This window comes from Okeania sp. SIO2C9 (assembly GCF_010672455.1).
Lineage (GTDB): Bacteria > Cyanobacteriota > Cyanobacteriia > Cyanobacteriales > Microcoleaceae > Okeania.
Map to the genome: position 1 here is coordinate 1 of NZ_JAAHGO010000069.1, position 17,430 is coordinate 17,430.

The following is a 17,430-nucleotide window of genomic DNA, read 5'->3' on the forward strand; positions in this document are numbered from 1 at the left end:
TTTTACCTGTTCAAGTAAACTTGATGGTAGCAGTTTTCCTCAAAGTGGAAACCAGTAATTAAACCTATCATTTGCTGTTGTTTCACTTACTCCGAATTGGATACCCAACAATTGAAATGTTGTCAATTGTCGCAAGTATATTAAAGTTAATAATATTTGTTCCCCAGAGTGATAGCTTTGTATTACGACCCCCTGCTTTTTTTATAATTCTTTTTTTCCTGGATTCTCCTTCTAATTGGGTTTGAGTGTGTAGGGCGATCGCTTGCTTTATATCATGTCCGGTAGCATCGGTCTTGTATAGTAAATAGGCAACAGGCAACAGGCAACAGGCAACAGGCAAGAAAAAACTTAAATTTCCTGTAGATATCCACGCTAACTTTTACACAAACGATTGCCTTCGGACATGATATTATTAGTTGTTTTAACTGGTCATAATGCACGACCTACTAATCGTTGTGCTTCTTGGGGATGTTTCTCGATATATTCTGATAATGAATCCATATTCTTAACCTTTACGAAAGTTGATTGAGTATTATTTTACCAGATTTTATTTATATTTCGGAGAGGTCTATTGTTGAATATACAGATTTCCGTTCCAATCAGGATTAATATATAAAGATTATTTCCTGGTTAAACTGCCTTTGAAGATTCAATATTTTAACTATATATAGCAATCAGGAATCAGATGTGAGAATTGAGGTGTTTCTTTAAAGAATAGAATATAGCAGTTATCTTATTCTTATGTATTCGTTTCTCCCCTATTCCATATTCCCTCCATACCTAAAACAAAAGTCTCCAATATCTCACAACTAAAATCATATTGCTATATATATCAATTGTAATATTACGCGGGAGCAATATTAACTCAACTTCTGTGCCACTCTTTCCACCATTTTATGTTTCCCGAAGGATTTTATGTAAGTGACAGGTGAAAACGCACCCGACGCGACTCCTTTTTCCTATCTTACTTTCCGCAAATCCAAAGTCAACGGATACTCAGGACTCAATCTCAACGACGACAACTCAACCTCCCCAGAAGAATGACCCATCTCCACAAACCGCTCCACCATCCGCGACTCCGCCTCCCGACCATTCACCGGAAACTGCTGATAAACCTTCCTATTAGGAGGACTCACATAATAACTACACCCCCCAATACTTCGCCCTACCACACTATCCACAATTTCAAACACCAACGGACTATGACATTCGATCGCTGGATGTAGCAAACTCCCATATTTTCTGGCACGATATCTTACTGCTCCTACATATTCACCTGCTACACCAGTAGACCGCAACGGTATCTGCTGACCATTGCACAAAACTACATACCTAGAACCCAAACTATCCTGATTCGGCGAATCTCCCATTGCTCCCCGCAACATTACCTGCAACCTTTCCATCGAATCATCCACATAACGCGCTGTTCCTCCACCAGTCGTTTCCTCCCCCAAAACGTGCCAAGGTTCGATCGCATAACGTAATTCCAACTGCAAACTATTCCGCATCACTTCCCCAATGACGGGAAAGCGAAACTCAAAAAACGGCGCAAACCACTCAAATTCAAACTCAAAACCCGCTGACCGTAAATCTCCAATTACCTTTTGCAAATCTTCCCCAATATAATGAGGCAACATAAAGCGGTCGTGCAACATGGTACCCCAGCGAATTAAATCTCGATGATAAGGTCGTTCCCAAAACCACGCCACCAAACCCCGAATTAATAACATTTGTAATAAACTCATTCTGGCATGAGGAGGCATGGCAAACCCTCGAAATTCCAACAACCCAAATTGACGGTGTGGATGTTCTACCGGAAATAACTTATCAATACAAAACTCAGTGCGGTGAGTATTTCCCGTGACATCTACTAATAAATTTCTCAACAAACGGTCTATCAATTCCGGTGCAACTTCTTTTCCCGGTTGTAACTCCTGAAAAGCAATTTCCAATTCATACAAACTTTCATGTCGTGCCTCATCTATTCTGGGTGACTGACTCGTCGGACCGACAAATAAACCAGAAAATAAATAAGATAAACAAGGATGATGTTGCCAATATGTAATCAGACTCCGCAATAAATCTGGTCGTAGTAGTAGAGGACTCTCTGACACACTTTTTCCACCAATAGTAATATGTGAACCTCCACCCGTACTTATCCGACGACCATCTAACTGATATTTCTCGGTTCCCAAACGACACAAACGTCCCTCTTCATATAAATTTGTAGTAATTTCCACCAACTCATCCCAATTTGCAGCAGGATGAATATTTACTTCTATCACCCCTGGGTCTGGAGTAACTTGAAATCCATCTATTCCAGAATTTCCAGGAGGAGTGTAACCTTCAACTATTACAGGAATTTTTACTTGCTTTGCCGTATCTTCAATGGCAGCAATCAAATCTAGATAACTCCTAGCAGAAATCATCGGTGGAATAAATATATGTACTTTTCCCTGTCGTGCTTCTGTAGTTAATGCCACCCGAATCGAATTTTCTGGAGCTTCACAAAAGGCAGCATTTGGAGTTGTCGGTGGATAGTTAATATCAACAGTTGCTTCCGGTTCCAAATTTTCTGCCCAAACAATAGAACTTAGCGGTAAACGAAATCCTAATGGCGAGTCACCAGGGAGCAAATATAATTTACTTTCCGGCAGTTGCCAACAACAACTACTCCAATGTAGATTTTCATTTTTCAACACTGACAAAATAGGTAAAACATAACCCGCAGGTGTTTCAGTTTCCTGTTCATAAGCAGGAATGATGCAACTTGAATTAACACCTAACTGTTGGACAATAGTTTCTATGAAAATTTCTGCTTCCTTCCGAGTATGACCGTAATCTCTATTATCCTCTGCAATGAGAGAGCGATCGCTCCAAATAGGAACCCCATCTTTGCGCCAATAACATCCTAACGACCACCTTGGCAAAGCTTCACAGGGATACCATTTGCCTAAACCATAGTGCAATAGTCCTCCACTTTTGGCAAATCTTTTTTCCAGACGGTCTAACAATTCTCCCGCAAGGCGTCGTTTGTCATCTCCCAACGCTTCTACTCGCCATTGGGGTGATTCAAAATCATCAATAGAAATGAAGGTTGGTTCCCCTCCCATGGTTAACCCCAAACCCAAACGTCTTAGTTTTTCCTCGACTTCCCGAGCGAGGGTATTAATTTTTTGCCATTGTCTCTCGGTATAAGGTTTAGTTGGTCTGGGTTTTTCTTGATAGCGAGAAACTGTAACGGAAAATTCAAGGTGAGACTCGGAAGGTTCGGCAGTGCCTCGTACTGGGTTTGCTGCAGTGGGTTCGGGAGTACAGACGAGGGGAATGTGACTTTCTGCTGCTAAAAAACCAGAGGTGGGGTCTAGACCAATCCAACCAGCTCCTGGTAAATAAACTTCGGCCCAAGCGTGTAGGTCTGCATTGTCGGATTTTGGGCCAGGAAGGCCGTCAAGGGGTGGGATGTCTTCTTTGAGTTGAATTAAATACCCGGAAACAAACCGAGATGCTAAACCATAATGACGTAATATTTGTACTAATAACCAGGCTGTGTCTCGACAGGAACCAATTTTTTTCTTGAGGGTTTCTTCACAAGTTTGAATGCCTGGTTCTAGTCGAATTTCATAGGTAATATCTTGAGCAAGTTTTTGGGTAATAAGATGAATAAAATTTGTGGTGTAAGTTGCTGTTTGTCGGTTTTTATCTATCCATTCCTGGATTAAGTTCCCTGAATCACTGATTTCTAAAAATGGGGTAAGTTCTTTGTTTAGTTGGTTTTCATAAGCGAAAGGATATTTTTCTGCATAATTTTCTAGGAGAAAGTCAAAGGGATTTATTGGTTTTAGTTCGGCTATTATATCAACTTCTATTTTGAGTTTATTTGTTCTTTGAATAAAGTTGACTTTGTTAATAAAATTACCGTAGATGTCTTGTTGCCAAGTAATTTGATGTTCTTGAGGTTCAATTTTTAGTGAATAATTTTGAATGGGGGTACGACAATGAGGAGAGGGTCGTAAACCTAATAAATGCGGACCGAGAATAATTGGGTGGTCAAAGTTATAAGTAAGTTGATGATTGAGACTGACTTTTATTGACATTATTTTTTTTGCTGTGAAACAGGAAATAGGTTTTTTTTGAAACGGTTTTTATCCTAGAGATACTCTTATTTATAGCAATGTATAGAAAAACACTAAAAATATAATTTTGGTAGTTATAGTTAATAATCTTACTGATTTTTTGAGATTTAATAATTATTGATTTATGACTAGACTAACAGATAATAAATGGCTTTCAATAATTGATAATTGATCATGGATAATTGATAATTACCTCTCCCTAAAAGGAAGAGCATTGAATAAAAAGAAAATTTTTTCTCTCTTGGTCGATTGGATATGGCTCCGAGACCCGCTCTTGACAGAGCCGCTCCGAATTGCGCCATTCCATCCTAAGGTCATGCTCCGCAAACGACCGCTTGTTTCTCCTTTAAAGGAGAGGCTTTAAACCTTAATTATTCAGTAATTAGAGGAATAAAAGGTAATTTTTGAGTTGATTTTGATTGATTTTCATTCTTAGAACTTTGGCAAGAGGTCTAATCAGATTAGCCTAAATTAAAGAGAATAAATAGTTTATCAAATTTCTGCGTAGAAGTAAGCATTTTTTGTGTTTTATTTATATTTTTACAGAAGAGTATTATACTACAAATAGGACAAATTAGTTGACCGAAATTTATGATAATTTTTAATTGTTAGAAAGATATTTTCTAGAAAATATTGATGAATGAAATAACTGAAAATTGATGATTTTGATTTAGGCTGAGTAGTAAGGAGATTGGTTATTTATTGATAGAATTGTTATAGATGAATAACCAATTATTCAATCACTTTCATCAAGTGAAATCAAGAAATCAGTAACCAAAAGAAGTTCTAAATGGCAAACGTATCTCAATCTTTTTTAATTGAAGCAAAGATAATTCCTGGTACACCTTACTCAAATAATGGAGTGGAAATTGACGCAGGTCTTTCATGGCTAGAAATTAAAAAGCATCCTTATAATGTAACCCAATCGACAAATGCATACTTCAACTATGCAGTATGCAAGTGTTATTTTTCAGGAAATGAGACCTATGTCTATCCGCTAAAAGTAAATCAGATTAGGTTACGCTATGGTAATGATAGTATTTTCGTATTATTTGATGAAGTCAATCCTGCCAATAGCCAAGTAGAGATACAGATAGGTTTATCTTTGTACGAAAGTTAAATCCTTTGGATTAATTAGTGCAACCAGGAGTTTTCAAGCTGATAGAAACTTTAACGCTGCTATCAACTTATACCAATTTTGTGTGAGGCTAAACAGAATAAGAAGTCAGGAGTCAGTCCTCAGGAGTCAGGAGAAAATAGTAGTGGTTAATAGGAGTATTTGGTAAGTATTTCTGTTTTTATCTACAAGTAAACTCTGATGAGAATAAAATTCTATGTAACTTCTTATGAATTTAGTCTTAAAAAACTAATTAAAGATAATTAGCAAGTATGATTTAGAAAAAGAATATAAAACAAATAAATATTGCGAAGAATACTAAATTAAGCTGATTGAAACAGAAGAATAATACACCAGTAAAGCGTAAGCATTCAGCGGTCAGCTATCAGCTATCAGCTATGAATTATTAGCTTATTATCGCACCGAACTCTCCAAGGAGTGAAATATGTTTGCTTCCGCATTCCGCGCAAAAGAAAAAGTTTATCAGATAACCTTAGTAAGTTATTACATTCATGCATCTGATAGCTGACTGCTAATAGCTGTTTGCGCAGCATTCCGCAGGAAATACTTACAGTAAAGCTAGTTTTCTAGATGGTGATTTTCAACTAACAACTAAATTAATATCACTCTCCACCAATTGAATATTATGGTGGTTTTTTTTGTGTATAAAACCTCAAATTATACGATTTTTATTAATTGCTGATAGAATAGTTCAATTGAATCATAAATTTTGTATATAACATATAATTTTACTATTAATAGGAAAATATAGTTGACCAAAGTTTATAATAATTTTTGCTGAGACTGCTATAATAAAAAGAATTTAACTATAGACATAAACTGGTATACTCTAAGCCGTTATTCACAAACCCCTAAACTACCATGGCACTACACAATTTATTTTTGGGTTGTCCCTGATTTCTACTACTTCTTTAATGAGCAAAAAGTATTCTACTACAAATGGGAAAATATAGTTGACCGGAAGTTATGATAATTTCTAATTACCATCGGAATATTTTCGGCAAAATATTGATAAGTGAATTAACTAAAAATTGATGATTTTGATTTAAACTAGGAGTGAAGAAGATGAGTTAGTTATTGATGTAATTACCTCAATGAATCACCACTTCTCTAATCACTTTTATGGAGAGAAATATGAATCCTATTGCTGAAAATATTGTAAAATTAGCTGCCCTAGCTGCAGTTGTAGATGGTCAAGCCTCTGACGAAGAAAAGAAATTCATCGTTGATGAAGGTTCTTATTTCTTGAGAACTTCCCAAGATGAAATAAGAAACTTGAGCGACCTATGGATTGGAATTTATCAATCTAAAGGTGCTGCAAACAATCCTGGAACAGCTCTTAATTATGCTTTGGAGGCATTAAAGCCTTTATCAGATTCTAATAAGCATTTAGCCTTTCACATTTGCGAACAAGTAATTCACATAGACAGAACAGTAGAAGAGTCTGAAATGAGATTCTTTTTTGAATTACGCAGATTCGTATTTTCTTAACTATTAGAATTAGCTTTTTACCCTTTTTAAATTAACAAGTAATTAACATTATTCTCTACCAAATTTAACATTATGGTGGAGAGTTTTTTATATAGCAGAATAAAGAAGCAAGAAGGAAAAATTTGGTATTACATGAGTTTTAAGCTTCTGATATTTCCGCACCCTTTGCTTTAACTTTTATGCCAATTAGATGAGCATAAATAAACACAATATTAGAGGGTAGGCTTTTAGAGCTTATCGTTCTGAAGTCAAAGCTTTCGTTTAAACCCACCCCTACAAATTTTTTTTATGTTTAATTAGGGTTTGCTGATTAAATCTAAAAAGACTGATAGATAAAGGTAAGTGCCTTTTTAAGTATCAAAAAGTGCGAAGTTTTAGACGGTAATGGTTCAAAAAATTAGGATTTTGGGCAAGAGTTGGGTAGAAAAATCTAGGGACAAAACTTAGCTCCTACCTCCTCTATAATTCCCATTTATCCTGACTCCTGACTCCTAACCTCACTCATAATACTTTTTCAGCAAACCCTAATTAGATCTACTTACTTATATTTGTTAGACATCTGGTGATAATAAAAAATAAAATTAATCATCGCACATAAATTATCAATTATTTCCTTCTACTCCCTACTCCTTCTTTTGATGGAGATGTCTATTGATTCTAATAAAATGTGCTTTATATGACTTGTTAAATCAAAGATATTAACTACAATGGGAAAAATTAATTAATCAGAAGTAATGATAATTTATAATTGTCATCGGAATATTTTCTGCAAAATCTAAATATTGATGAATGAATTAACTGAAAATTTATAATTTTGATTTAGTCTGAGTAGTAAGGAGATTGGTTATTTATTGATGTAATTACCTCAACAAATAACCCTTTCTCACATCACTTTAATGGAGAAAAATATGAATTCTGATTCTGTTAACAATATTATCCAATTGGCTGCTTTGGCCTCTGTTGTAGATGGTCATGCTAGTGACCAAGAAAAAAACTTAATTGTGGAGATGGGTTCCGATCTTTTGAACACTCCACAAGAGCAGGTAAGAGAGATACTTGACCGCTGTATAGAGACTTTTAAGAATCAAGAATTGGCCAACAATTCTGAAGTAGCTCTTCATTCTGGTTTAGATGCCTTGCGGTCTTTAGATCCTTCTCAAAAGCATTTAGCCTTTTATATTTGCGAGAAAGTAATTTACCAAGACGGAATACATTCTGGTGAAATAGAATTTATCCACCAATTAGATGAATTAGATAGAACTGCATTTTCTTAATTATTAGAGCATGACTTTTGGTAATTGGTATTTCAATAATGAATAATGAATAATTAATAATTAATAATTACCTCTCCTTGAAAAGAAGAGGATTGACTAATCATGAAAATTTTTATTTATTATCCCCTTAAAAAGGGAGGCGCATACCCACAATTTTTCAGTAAGCATTTCCTGCGGAATGCTTACATTGGTATTAACTACATGAAAAATTTTATATAACAGCTCATACTGCTATAAAGTTTATTTCTCAAAAAGTGTAATTAAGTGTCACTTGTCAATTATTAATTGTCAGTAAAGTCAGTAAAACTTGAAAGCCGAAAATTATCAAAATAATGTGGGTCGCGCAACCCCGCCTTTTAAGGCGCAATATTTTTGGAGGGGAGCTCAAATCCCCGTTACAAAAATAACTTCTGACTTCTGACTTCGTTAATGCGATGATACTGTTTCATGGCTATTATTTATCTCGTAGCGATCGCCAATTTCTAACTCAAAGATTCTATAAAGTTAGCTTAACCAAGGCTTAACATTAATCTAGGATAATTTATGCAGGGACAAATTATGTCTCTAAAAAACACAAAAGCTGATTGCTACAACTGAGTAAGCAAACAGCTATTAGCAGTCAGCGCTTCCCTACGGGATGTTACGCAAACAGCAATTAGTAATGAATAATTACTTCTAAGGTTGAGGAAGGGTACTTTGGCGGTAACTTTTTATTCTTTCTCAATTTCTAAATTGCTTTTACCTTCCCCAAAATTAATATCTTAATAGCTAATAGCTAATAGCTAATAGCTGACTGCTGTTTGCGCAGCATTCCGCAGGAAATACTTACACAACTTACAACTACTAATATCTCCAGAGAAAAGAACACCATGGAACGACGTAAATTTGTTAAAAATTCATCTCTATTTGCTCTATCCTTAGCAGGAGCAAAATTAGCTAATTTAACTTTTTCCCCTAAAACATTCGCTCAGGTAAAAGAACTAAAATTTGGCATTATTTCCACCGAATCTCAAAGTAATCAAAGACCAATTTGGGAACCATTTATCAAAGCACTTTCTGACTCTATTGGTTTACCAGTTAAAGCATTTTATGTGACTCAATATGTAGCAGTAATTGAAGCCATGCGAACTGGGGATGTCCACCTAGCTTGGTATGGAGGAAAATCCTATATTGAAGCAGCAAAACGTTCTAAAGCTGAGGCTTTTGCCCAAGTAGTAGATACAGAAGGTGGTAAAGGTTATTACTCTCATTTAATTACTAACAAAGATAATCCTATAGTTGCTGAAGCTAAAGCAATGGGAGGCGATAAATATGTGATTAAAAATGCAGGTAATTTAACTTTTGCTTTTAATGACCCGAACTCTACATCCGGTTTTTTAGTACCAAGTTACTATGTTTTTGCTCAAAACGAAGTTGACCCCAAAAAAGCATTTAAACGCTTAATTTTTTCCGGCAGTCACGAAGCAACAGCTTTAGCAATAGCCAATAATCAAGTAGATGTAGCTACTAATAATAATGAAGCTTTAGACCGACTCCAAAAAACAAATCCAAAAGCAAGAGCTAATATAGAAACTATCTGGACTTCTACTTTAATTCCCAGCGACCCAATTGCTTATCGTCAAGATTTGCCAGCAGATTTAAAACAGAAAATTCGCAACTTTTTCTATAACTATAAAGAAGCAAAAGTTCTCCAACCCCATGGTTGGTCTGGCTTTGCTCAAGCGAATGATAAAACCTGGAATCCGATTCGGGAATTAGACCTAGCTAAAAAGATTTTAGAGTTAGAAAATAAGGAAAAAATGACTGCTGAGGATAAACAACAATTAGAGCAATTTCGCCAACAATTAAACGCCATAAAAAGTAATTGAATGACAAAATTCAATAATTTAGAATTAAGAATTAAGAATTTAGAATGACCTCTTCTGATAAATAAGAGGATTGGATCAAAGCACTTTTTTTCTTCTCTTGGTCGATTAGATATGGCTAGTTTTCCTCAGCATCCCACCCTACGGGAAGCTACGCTTTATATGTTTCGTAGCAAAACGACCGCTTTTTTCTCCATGAATGGAGAGGCTTTATACCTGAATTTTTCGGTAAAACAGGATTTACAGATGATAAGTAGGTAGCTCTAATTAAACGTAAAAAAAAATGGTTTATTTCTGCTTACCTACTTAATTTTAATCAGAAATATACTGTATCACCAGAAGTCTCCATAGAATTAAGCAGCAAAGCAAATATTTACTTTGTTGCTTTTTTTATTAAAATGTTAATTAGGGCTTGCCGATCTAATCTAAAAGCATTAACATATAAAGACAAGTGCCTTTTTGGGGTCGAAAAAAGTGCGCCTGTTTCAGTCTAAAACGCTCAAAAAGGACTGTATTTTAGGCGCATAGTTAGGCAGAACAATCTTGGGATAATTCTTACTCCTACCTCCTCGCTCATTCCTATTTCTCCTGTCTCCTGTCTCCTGTCTCCTGTCTCCTACCCCAGCAAGAAGACTTTCCATACGCAAACCCTAATTAAATAAATAAAGGTAAGAGCAAAATGTTAGGAGCAATAGCTGGTGATATTATCGGTTCTGTCTATGAACATCACAATATCAAAATCAAAGATTTTCCCCTATTTAGTAGTAAAAGTAAATTTACAGATGATACCGTTATGACGGTAGCAGTTGCGGATTCTATCCTCAATAATCGCGAATATATTGATACAGTTAAGGAGTATTTTCGTCGCTATCCTTACGCAGGTTATGGCTTCAATTTTAAAAAGTGGAATAAATCTGATAGTAAGGAACCTTATTATAGTTGGGGTAATGGGTCAGCAATGCGAGTTAGTCCAGTGGGATTTGCTTTTAATGACTTGGAAACAGTATTAATAGAGGCAAAAAAGAGTGCAGAAATTACCCATAATCACCCAGAAGGAATTAAGGGTGCTCAAGCTACAGCAGCAGTAATTTTTCTTGCTAGAACAGGAAAAAGTAAGGATGAAATAAAGTCTTATATTCAGAGTAATTTCAACTATAATTTGAGTCAAACTTTAGCAGAAATTAGACCTACTTATAAATTTGATGTTTCTTGTCAAGGTTCCGTTCCCCAAGCAATAATTTGTTTTTTAGAATCTACAGATTTTGAAGATGCAATTAGAAATGCTGTTTCTATAGGTGGAGATAGTGACACTATTGCTTGTATTGCTGGAGGTATTGCTCAAGCATTTTATGGAGCTGTACCAGAATTTATTAGTGAGAAAATATGGGAGTTTCTAGATGAAAGTCTTCAAAATTTGACTCTGGAGTTTATGTCGAAATATTGTATAGCAATGTGATTTTAGTTGTGAGATATTGGATATTTTTAGGCAACAGGCAACAGGCAACAGGCAACAGGCAACAAAGAATAAGAAAAAAACAAATATATATGAGTAAGATAACTGCTATATTCTATACTTTAAAGGAACATATCAATTCTCATATCTGATTCCTGATTGCTATATGAGTTCTAGTTTAAATTGATATATATCTTCAACCTTCAATTATTAAAAACAACCCACCAATTAGAGCTGAAAAATCAGAATATTTTTAAACCTTACCGAGATAATTAGGGTTTGCTGAAAAAGTCTTTTTCAGGAGTAGGGAAGAAGGGAGTAGGTAGTAGACGGAAAAAATTAATGATATCAAATCCGTTTTATTAGACATAAAAAAATTCTTCAATTGTCATAACTACGCTCATCTTTGTAATTCTCTCTCCTTCTGACTCCTGACTTCTGACTCCTGACTTCTGACTCCTGACTTCTGACTCCTGACTCCTGACTCCTGTGCGGGCGAATGCCATTCGCCCCTACGACCTAATCAAACACTATCAGTCACACTACTAAAATTAAACGCCTTCACCCTCAGTCCAGGCAAAACACTATCACCATAACGTTGTACTTGACTAACAGCATCCACATCCCGCAACATATCCGGCAAAACCTGATTAAACCGCAAATTTTTAATCGGATAAGCAATCTTACCATCCTCAATCCAAAAAGTACCATCTCGTGTCATACCAGTCACCTCCAATGTCCGAGGATTAACATAACGCACATACCACGAACGATTTACCAAAACAGCTCTTTCCGTCTGGGCAATTAAATCAGCCAAACTTTGTTCAGAACCCTGCATCACCACTGGAAACATATAACCCGTGGGTTGCTTACCTTTTTGTGTCGCCCAATAACGACTATAAGATAACGTCTGTGGTACACCATCCTTAATCACTTCCAGATAATGATTACTCAACCCATTATTAGAAAAAGTCTCCAACTGCAACAAAGGATGTCCTGGATAGCGCTGTATCTGCACTAAAGGACTAAACATTTTTTCCCCAACTCGGTTGCCTACTGGTTTACCTGTTTCATCAGTACGCGACATAAACGATCGCCCCTCATCTGCCGCTCGTGCATCTAGATTAAATATTAGCCAAATCAACAGATCGCCTAAAGCTGCCCCACTGAAAATCACAGGATATACACCGGGGCTAATTTCTCTAGGTTGGCGAGAGGCAAAAGCACGGTTTATCAATTCCTCTGTTAGAGTTTCAGTAGGTAGTTGGTTGATTCCCCAGGCAGTGCTACGACTCCAACTAGAACCATTTTCAATTCTTGCCGTAAAACTAAAATCTGCTCTTGTATATTTACTATAAGCGCGTAACCCAACTGAGTTAGCGATCGCTCCTGAAAATGTATTTGTACTCAGAGTACCGGAGCCATCAACTCCTGCTTTGGCACTCATAACACATACTTGTTTTACTATTTTTCCTCGCTTTAGTGGGGAGATAGTAGCGGTCAATTCATCAAAAGCGGGAGTACGTTTTTCATATTCTTGAGGTTCGAGTAGTGGCACCCATTCTGGATCTTGTGGAGCAATGCGGGCGAGTTCCTCGGAACGACGAATAGTAGCTGTAATGGAATCTGGGTCTAATTCTGTAGTGGAAGCAGTGGCGCTGCGAGTTCCGAAGTAACTGGTAATGTTGAGTTCAAATTTTGTTTTGGTAATATTCTGACTAATTTGATTTTCTGAGTAGCGACTTAGGGATGATTCGTCGTTGCTAAGACTGACGACTATACCTTCTGCTTCAGATTTTTTTACAGTTGTTTCTACTAAAGATAAAGCTTCGTCTTGACTAAGAAGATTTGGTTTAATGGCTGTGGTCATTTCAGTTATCAGTTAACAGTTATTATTAGGACTTACGCAGTACAAAGTATTTCCGTCATGGCGACACACAGGATTTGCAGAGCATTCCGGAACAGAAAGCAATCTCAAATCCTAATTTTTCGTACCTTATGCGTAACTTCTGATTATATCAAATCCGCTTAATTAGGTCAGGACTTATATCTTCTCCGGTTGAATACTTATAAATAGACTACGGAGGAGTCAGGAGTCAGGAGTCAGGAGGGAAGAAACAAGAAGAAAAGGAGAAAGTTTTTTTGATCGCTAATTATCCGGACATTATATTACCGAAAAATTGTGGTTTAAAGCCTCCCCTTGATCGGGGATAATAAAGAAAAATTTTCATCTCTTTGTCAATCCTATCCGTTTTCTTTTGAGAGGTAATTATTCATTATTCATTATTCATTATTCATTATTCATTATTCATTGTTGAAGCAGAGACTCTACTTATGGCAAGGGGGAATACCATTTGCGCTCCGGAAAGCTCCGAATTGCGCCTCTACAGATGGTGGTTTAAAAGTCAATTTGCGGAAGTCCTTTTATTAATTGATAATTGAAGTGTGGATAATTGATAATTACCTCGGGTTTTAACCTTTCTTGATTGAATATAAGGAAATATTATTTCTTCACAGGAGTCGATGGTCGGACAGCGAAAAGACCTCGCCATCCCACCCAACGGGGAAGCTACGCAACGACCGCTGTCTTGGTTGATTGGAGGACAGCGAGGGGACCTCGCCATCCCTCAACCGCTTTTTTCCCCGATCAAGGGGAGGCTTTAAACTAGAATTATTTAATTATTAATTATTAATTATTCGGTAAATATCAAAAATATTCCATCTCTCCTACTCCCCTACTTTGTAGTATAGTAATGAGCCCTGGTATATTTACAAATTGCAGGAGAGGCCAAATAGCTAAAAGTCTTATATGATAAGTAATTTATTCCCCCTGTTGCCTGTTGCCTGCGCACAGCGCTATAACAGTCTCAATTCTTTGCCTAGATTGATTTACATAGGTTGTCGAACTAGAAAAAATGAAGTATAATTGTAATATGAAAGGCACTCGTCTGAATTAGCTATTTCATAGAGCGCCTGGATCGAAAAATTAAATCACAAGAGGATTATATCATGGTTAGTTACGTTGGTATTCAATCCACTCATTTTTCCAATGAAATTATTTCAGAAATTCAGCCATTAGTACCGTTAGAAATTAAAATTGAAAGTGTGAAAACTGTTGGGGTTAGTAATACTCCCCAAATAATTTATAGCACGTCGAAAGGACGGTGCAGCACTTTTTTATCTAAGGCTCAATTTCTGAATTGTTTACTCTGTTTTTTGCAAATTAAACAGCGCAATATAGGCAAAATCAAAAGTTATAATTTTCAGGATTCTGGCATAAATATCAATACTGAAAATGGCAAGTATTTGATTGTTTATACAGAAATTAAGGCTTTTCTAGAACGATATAATCGGGTAGGATTAGAAAAGTTAGAAGTGGAATTAACTGCTATTAGTGCTGTGGTCAGAAATTCCATGAAAGGAACTGTTGCTGAAGTAAATAATATTGGTTGTACTTGTGCCGATATGATTTATCGTCGCACAATTTGTAAACATCAAATTGCGACTCAGTTACATCTACAGTCAAATGGATGGGGTTCTTTGGCAGAATATTTACAACAAAATAATGACAATAATGTAGGGAAAAAGTGGGAGGAAAAATTTTTAGCTATGGCTAAAGTTGCGAAATCTGATTTAGGATTATAAGTCAATACAGTTCAGATAAGACAAAGATTTGTCTGCTAGGCAACGTTAGGATAGGTTTTTGCAAGTTATAAATTTGCCACAAAAATCCTTAACTGAACCACATTGGAATATAAGTTTGATTGACCGAGAAATTGTGGTCTAATACTTCCCCTTTTAAGGGGATAAAAAAGCGATCGAGAGATGGATGGGTTTCCTAACCATATCTAATCGACCAAGAGAAGAGAATATTCCAGGTTTCAAGCCTCCTTATTGCAGAGGTACTGATAACTGATAACTGATAACTGATAACTGATAACTGAAATGACCTACACTGACCCTAAGACTTTTCAGTCATGCAGCGAAGCAGTGTAGGTTTCTAATTGTCATAATTTTTGAGAAAATTTGACATCTCCAGGGGTTGAAACACCCTGGATTCTGCAGTTAACCCACCGCAAATGGGACGGGGCGTTTAAAGTGCGGAATTTACTTCCGCACGCAGCCCCTCATAAATCCACATTTGCTTCAAGCCTGAAGGGAAGACTTCTAGGGTTCTCGGTATAGACTATTGTCTAGCTGTTAGCTGACTTTTTTTAATAGCTTTGACGAGTGGTTTTACTCAATATGTTGCAGCAATCTTCTCGCTGCTCTAGCTGCCTGCTTACTTTTCCTGCGGAATGCGGAGCAAACAGCCGTCGTAGCAAATCAATTCCCCGTCTCCTGTCCACCAGAATTTCACCGCACTAGCTAGAGATCATGGCGACAAACCTTGTTCCTTATTCCTCTATTTATAGCAGAACTTCACTCCGCTTTATTACCGAAAAATTAAGGTATAAAGCCTCTCCATTCATGGAGAAAAAAGCGGTCGAGGGATGGATGGGTTTCCTAACCATATCTAATCGACCAAGAGAAGAAAAAAATTCCTTTTAATCCAATCCTCTCCTTGAAAAGAAGAGGTAATTCTAAATTCGCGCATTCTTAATTCTAAATTCTTGAACGACGGCGAAGTAAAGCCATACCAGCAGATGCTAAACCTAAAGCAAATATAACAGTTGGTTCGGGAGTTGAAACGGATTCTACGTCGGCAACTTTAATTTGGAAAGCTAGATGAGAATTATTCGGTACGATATCTCCCCAACTCATGGTAGACTGACCAGTGAGAGTGAAATCTTCATCAGCGGACAAACCAGTGATGCGCAGATAATCCATCGAGTCTGCCCAGGCACCTCCACCCTCAGCAACAGTAGAAGAAGCGCCATCGAGAAATTCACCGTTTAAAAAGATATTGTTAACGTTAATGCTGCTTCCGTCCTTAGTCGCTCTGGTACGGATAAAGATATCGGAGAAGGGACCGGAGAAATTGTCAGATAGCTGCTCAACTTCATTAATGAAGAATTTAGTTAAGCCGGAGCTTGCAGTGTATCTCAGTTCAAAGTCATAAGTTTCGCCGTTACTCCAGACAAAGTTAGTTTCGTCTTGGGTTTGACTTTCATTCGAGGGGTTTGCACCGTGGAAGTTGAGTTCATGAGTTCCATTCATGGCGTTGTTGCCCATGCGACCTTCAGCGACGAAGGCCAAGTCGGGTTTAAGGTCATTAAAGAGGTTATCGTCAGCAACTTTACTAAAGGAGGCAGCGTTGGCTGCTAGTGAAGTGGCAAAGAAACTTGCGGTGGCGACGGCAATAGTGAAAATAGATTTCATTATTTTTATTCCTAATTATTTGTTTGTAATAAATTAAAAATTTGTAGTTAAGCTCCCCTATTAATAAATATCTTATTTGATACTAATTCTAATCTGCAACCCCGCACTTTAAATCTTTACTGATTCTTCATGAAAACTGGATTTTTAATACTTTATCCGTGATTATAATGAGTTTTTCTGCTTGTTGTTATACAGGTTAAACTTAGTAATTTTTGGTATTGAGTATGTCAGGCATTTTTCTCAATCTTTTTTGATTAAGCTACTTTTGTATTTGTCGGCTTCTCAGGTTTATAAAACTTAGGAACATCTAATGTCGGCTTTCCAAGTAATTCCATAAATCCCCATTGTTCTCTACCAGGTAAAAATTTAGCTTTAATTTCCACAAAATATCTATCGCCTTGCTTATCCTTATCCAACTTGTTCACCGACTATTAAGGCTGCCAAAAAAAATCAAAAATTGTTGTGACTATCATCACCAAAATCATAGATCTATTTCACCATGATGAGACATAATTGCTCACTCTTTCAATACTTTTAGCCTCACTTTCTGTGTTCTGAAAAATTACCAGGATTCACTTATTTTTGTCACAACTTTTCGCTGAAATTAGAGAGATGATTAAAGCATAGAGTTCAAACAACTGGAGTTTAGATTAAATAATTGAAGATATAACCACAGATACTTTCAACGATCTATTTATCCGCACAACAGCTCTTCAACAATTAATAATGAATAATTAATAATGAATAATTA

12 protein-coding genes are annotated in these 17,430 nt (G+C 36.5%); 6 read left to right on the plus strand and 6 right to left on the minus strand.

The annotated features are described in order from the left end of the window. Positions 1-39 precede the first annotated feature (39 nt). A complete protein-coding gene (locus tag F6K23_RS42350) occupies positions 40-135 on the minus strand; it encodes a transposase family protein (protein ID WP_375340808.1) in 96 nt (31 codons plus the stop codon). An 824-nt stretch (positions 136-959) separates the two neighbouring features. Next, positions 960-4,097 carry a DUF2126 domain-containing protein gene (locus F6K23_RS31855; protein ID WP_293163564.1) on the minus strand — a complete coding sequence of 1,046 codons (3,138 nt, stop codon included), beginning with the start codon at positions 4,095-4,097 and terminating at the stop codon, positions 960-962. Between the two features lie 829 nt (positions 4,098-4,926). On the opposite strand from F6K23_RS31855, the gene F6K23_RS31860 reads away from it, so the two are divergent. The 5 genes from F6K23_RS31860 (at position 4,927) to F6K23_RS31880 (ending at position 11,360) form a co-directional block, all read left to right on the plus strand. Further along, complete coding sequence (locus tag F6K23_RS31860) at positions 4,927-5,256, plus strand: hypothetical protein (protein WP_293163567.1); 330 nt, start codon at positions 4,927-4,929, stop codon at positions 5,254-5,256. Between the two features lie 1,152 nt (positions 5,257-6,408). Beyond that, entirely contained in the window at positions 6,409-6,765 is a 357-nt protein-coding gene (locus tag F6K23_RS31865; protein ID WP_293163570.1) for a hypothetical protein, read from the plus strand. Between the two features lie 908 nt (positions 6,766-7,673). After that, positions 7,674-8,039, plus strand: coding sequence for a hypothetical protein (locus F6K23_RS31870; protein WP_293163573.1), 366 nt, complete (start codon positions 7,674-7,676; stop codon positions 8,037-8,039). A gap of 869 nt (positions 8,040-8,908) precedes the next feature. Continuing rightward, on the plus strand, positions 8,909-9,907 hold the full coding sequence (gene phnD / locus F6K23_RS31875; RefSeq protein ID WP_293163577.1) for a phosphonate ABC transporter substrate-binding protein: 999 nt from the start codon (positions 8,909-8,911) through the stop codon (positions 9,905-9,907). Positions 9,908-10,583: 676 nt separating this feature from the next. Beyond that, positions 10,584-11,360, plus strand: a complete 777-nt coding sequence (locus tag F6K23_RS31880) for an ADP-ribosylglycohydrolase family protein (RefSeq protein WP_293163580.1) — start codon at positions 10,584-10,586, stop codon at positions 11,358-11,360. 359 nt (positions 11,361-11,719) lie between these two features. Here F6K23_RS31880 and F6K23_RS31885 read toward each other — a convergent pair whose 3' ends face one another. Beyond that, positions 11,720-11,863 (minus strand): hypothetical protein, encoded by a 144-nt coding sequence (locus tag F6K23_RS31885; RefSeq protein WP_293163583.1) that lies wholly within the window; start codon positions 11,861-11,863, stop codon positions 11,720-11,722. Between the two features lie 17 nt (positions 11,864-11,880). Further along, positions 11,881-13,227 (minus strand): TldD/PmbA family protein, encoded by a 1,347-nt coding sequence (locus F6K23_RS31890; RefSeq protein WP_293163586.1) that lies wholly within the window; start codon positions 13,225-13,227, stop codon positions 11,881-11,883. A gap of 1,139 nt (positions 13,228-14,366) precedes the next feature. On the opposite strand from F6K23_RS31890, the gene F6K23_RS31895 reads away from it, so the two are divergent. Continuing rightward, positions 14,367-15,002 (plus strand): hypothetical protein, encoded by a 636-nt coding sequence (locus F6K23_RS31895; RefSeq protein ID WP_293163589.1) that lies wholly within the window; start codon positions 14,367-14,369, stop codon positions 15,000-15,002. A 960-nt stretch (positions 15,003-15,962) separates the two neighbouring features. Here F6K23_RS31895 and F6K23_RS31900 read toward each other — a convergent pair. Next, positions 15,963-16,679 (minus strand): PEP-CTERM sorting domain-containing protein, encoded by a 717-nt coding sequence (locus tag F6K23_RS31900; protein WP_293163592.1) that lies wholly within the window; start codon positions 16,677-16,679, stop codon positions 15,963-15,965. 254 nt (positions 16,680-16,933) lie between these two features. After that, entirely contained in the window at positions 16,934-17,095 is a 162-nt protein-coding gene (locus F6K23_RS31905) for a hypothetical protein (RefSeq protein ID WP_293061705.1), read from the minus strand. Between the last annotated feature and the right edge of the window lie 335 nt (positions 17,096-17,430).

Excerpts from the sequence above, each read along its gene's own strand:
- F6K23_RS31885 (WP_293163583.1), bottom strand. The coding sequence starts at position 11,863 with ATGGCATTCGCCCGCACAGGAGTCAGGAGTCAGGAGTCAGAAGTCAGG.
- F6K23_RS31900 (WP_293163592.1), bottom strand. The coding sequence starts at position 16,679 with ATGAAATCTATTTTCACTATTGCCGTCGCCACCGCAAGTTTCTTTGCC.
- phnD (WP_293163577.1), top strand. The coding sequence starts at position 8,909 with ATGGAACGACGTAAATTTGTTAAAAATTCATCTCTATTTGCTCTATCC.
- F6K23_RS31870 (WP_293163573.1), top strand. The coding sequence starts at position 7,674 with ATGAATTCTGATTCTGTTAACAATATTATCCAATTGGCTGCTTTGGCC.
- F6K23_RS31855 (WP_293163564.1), bottom strand. The coding sequence starts at position 4,097 with ATGTCAATAAAAGTCAGTCTCAATCATCAACTTACTTATAACTTTGAC.
- F6K23_RS31895 (WP_293163589.1), top strand. The coding sequence starts at position 14,367 with ATGGTTAGTTACGTTGGTATTCAATCCACTCATTTTTCCAATGAAATT.
- F6K23_RS31860 (WP_293163567.1), top strand. The coding sequence starts at position 4,927 with ATGGCAAACGTATCTCAATCTTTTTTAATTGAAGCAAAGATAATTCCT.
- F6K23_RS31880 (WP_293163580.1), top strand. The coding sequence starts at position 10,584 with ATGTTAGGAGCAATAGCTGGTGATATTATCGGTTCTGTCTATGAACAT.
- F6K23_RS31865 (WP_293163570.1), top strand. The coding sequence starts at position 6,409 with ATGAATCCTATTGCTGAAAATATTGTAAAATTAGCTGCCCTAGCTGCA.
- F6K23_RS31890 (WP_293163586.1), bottom strand. The coding sequence starts at position 13,227 with ATGACCACAGCCATTAAACCAAATCTTCTTAGTCAAGACGAAGCTTTA.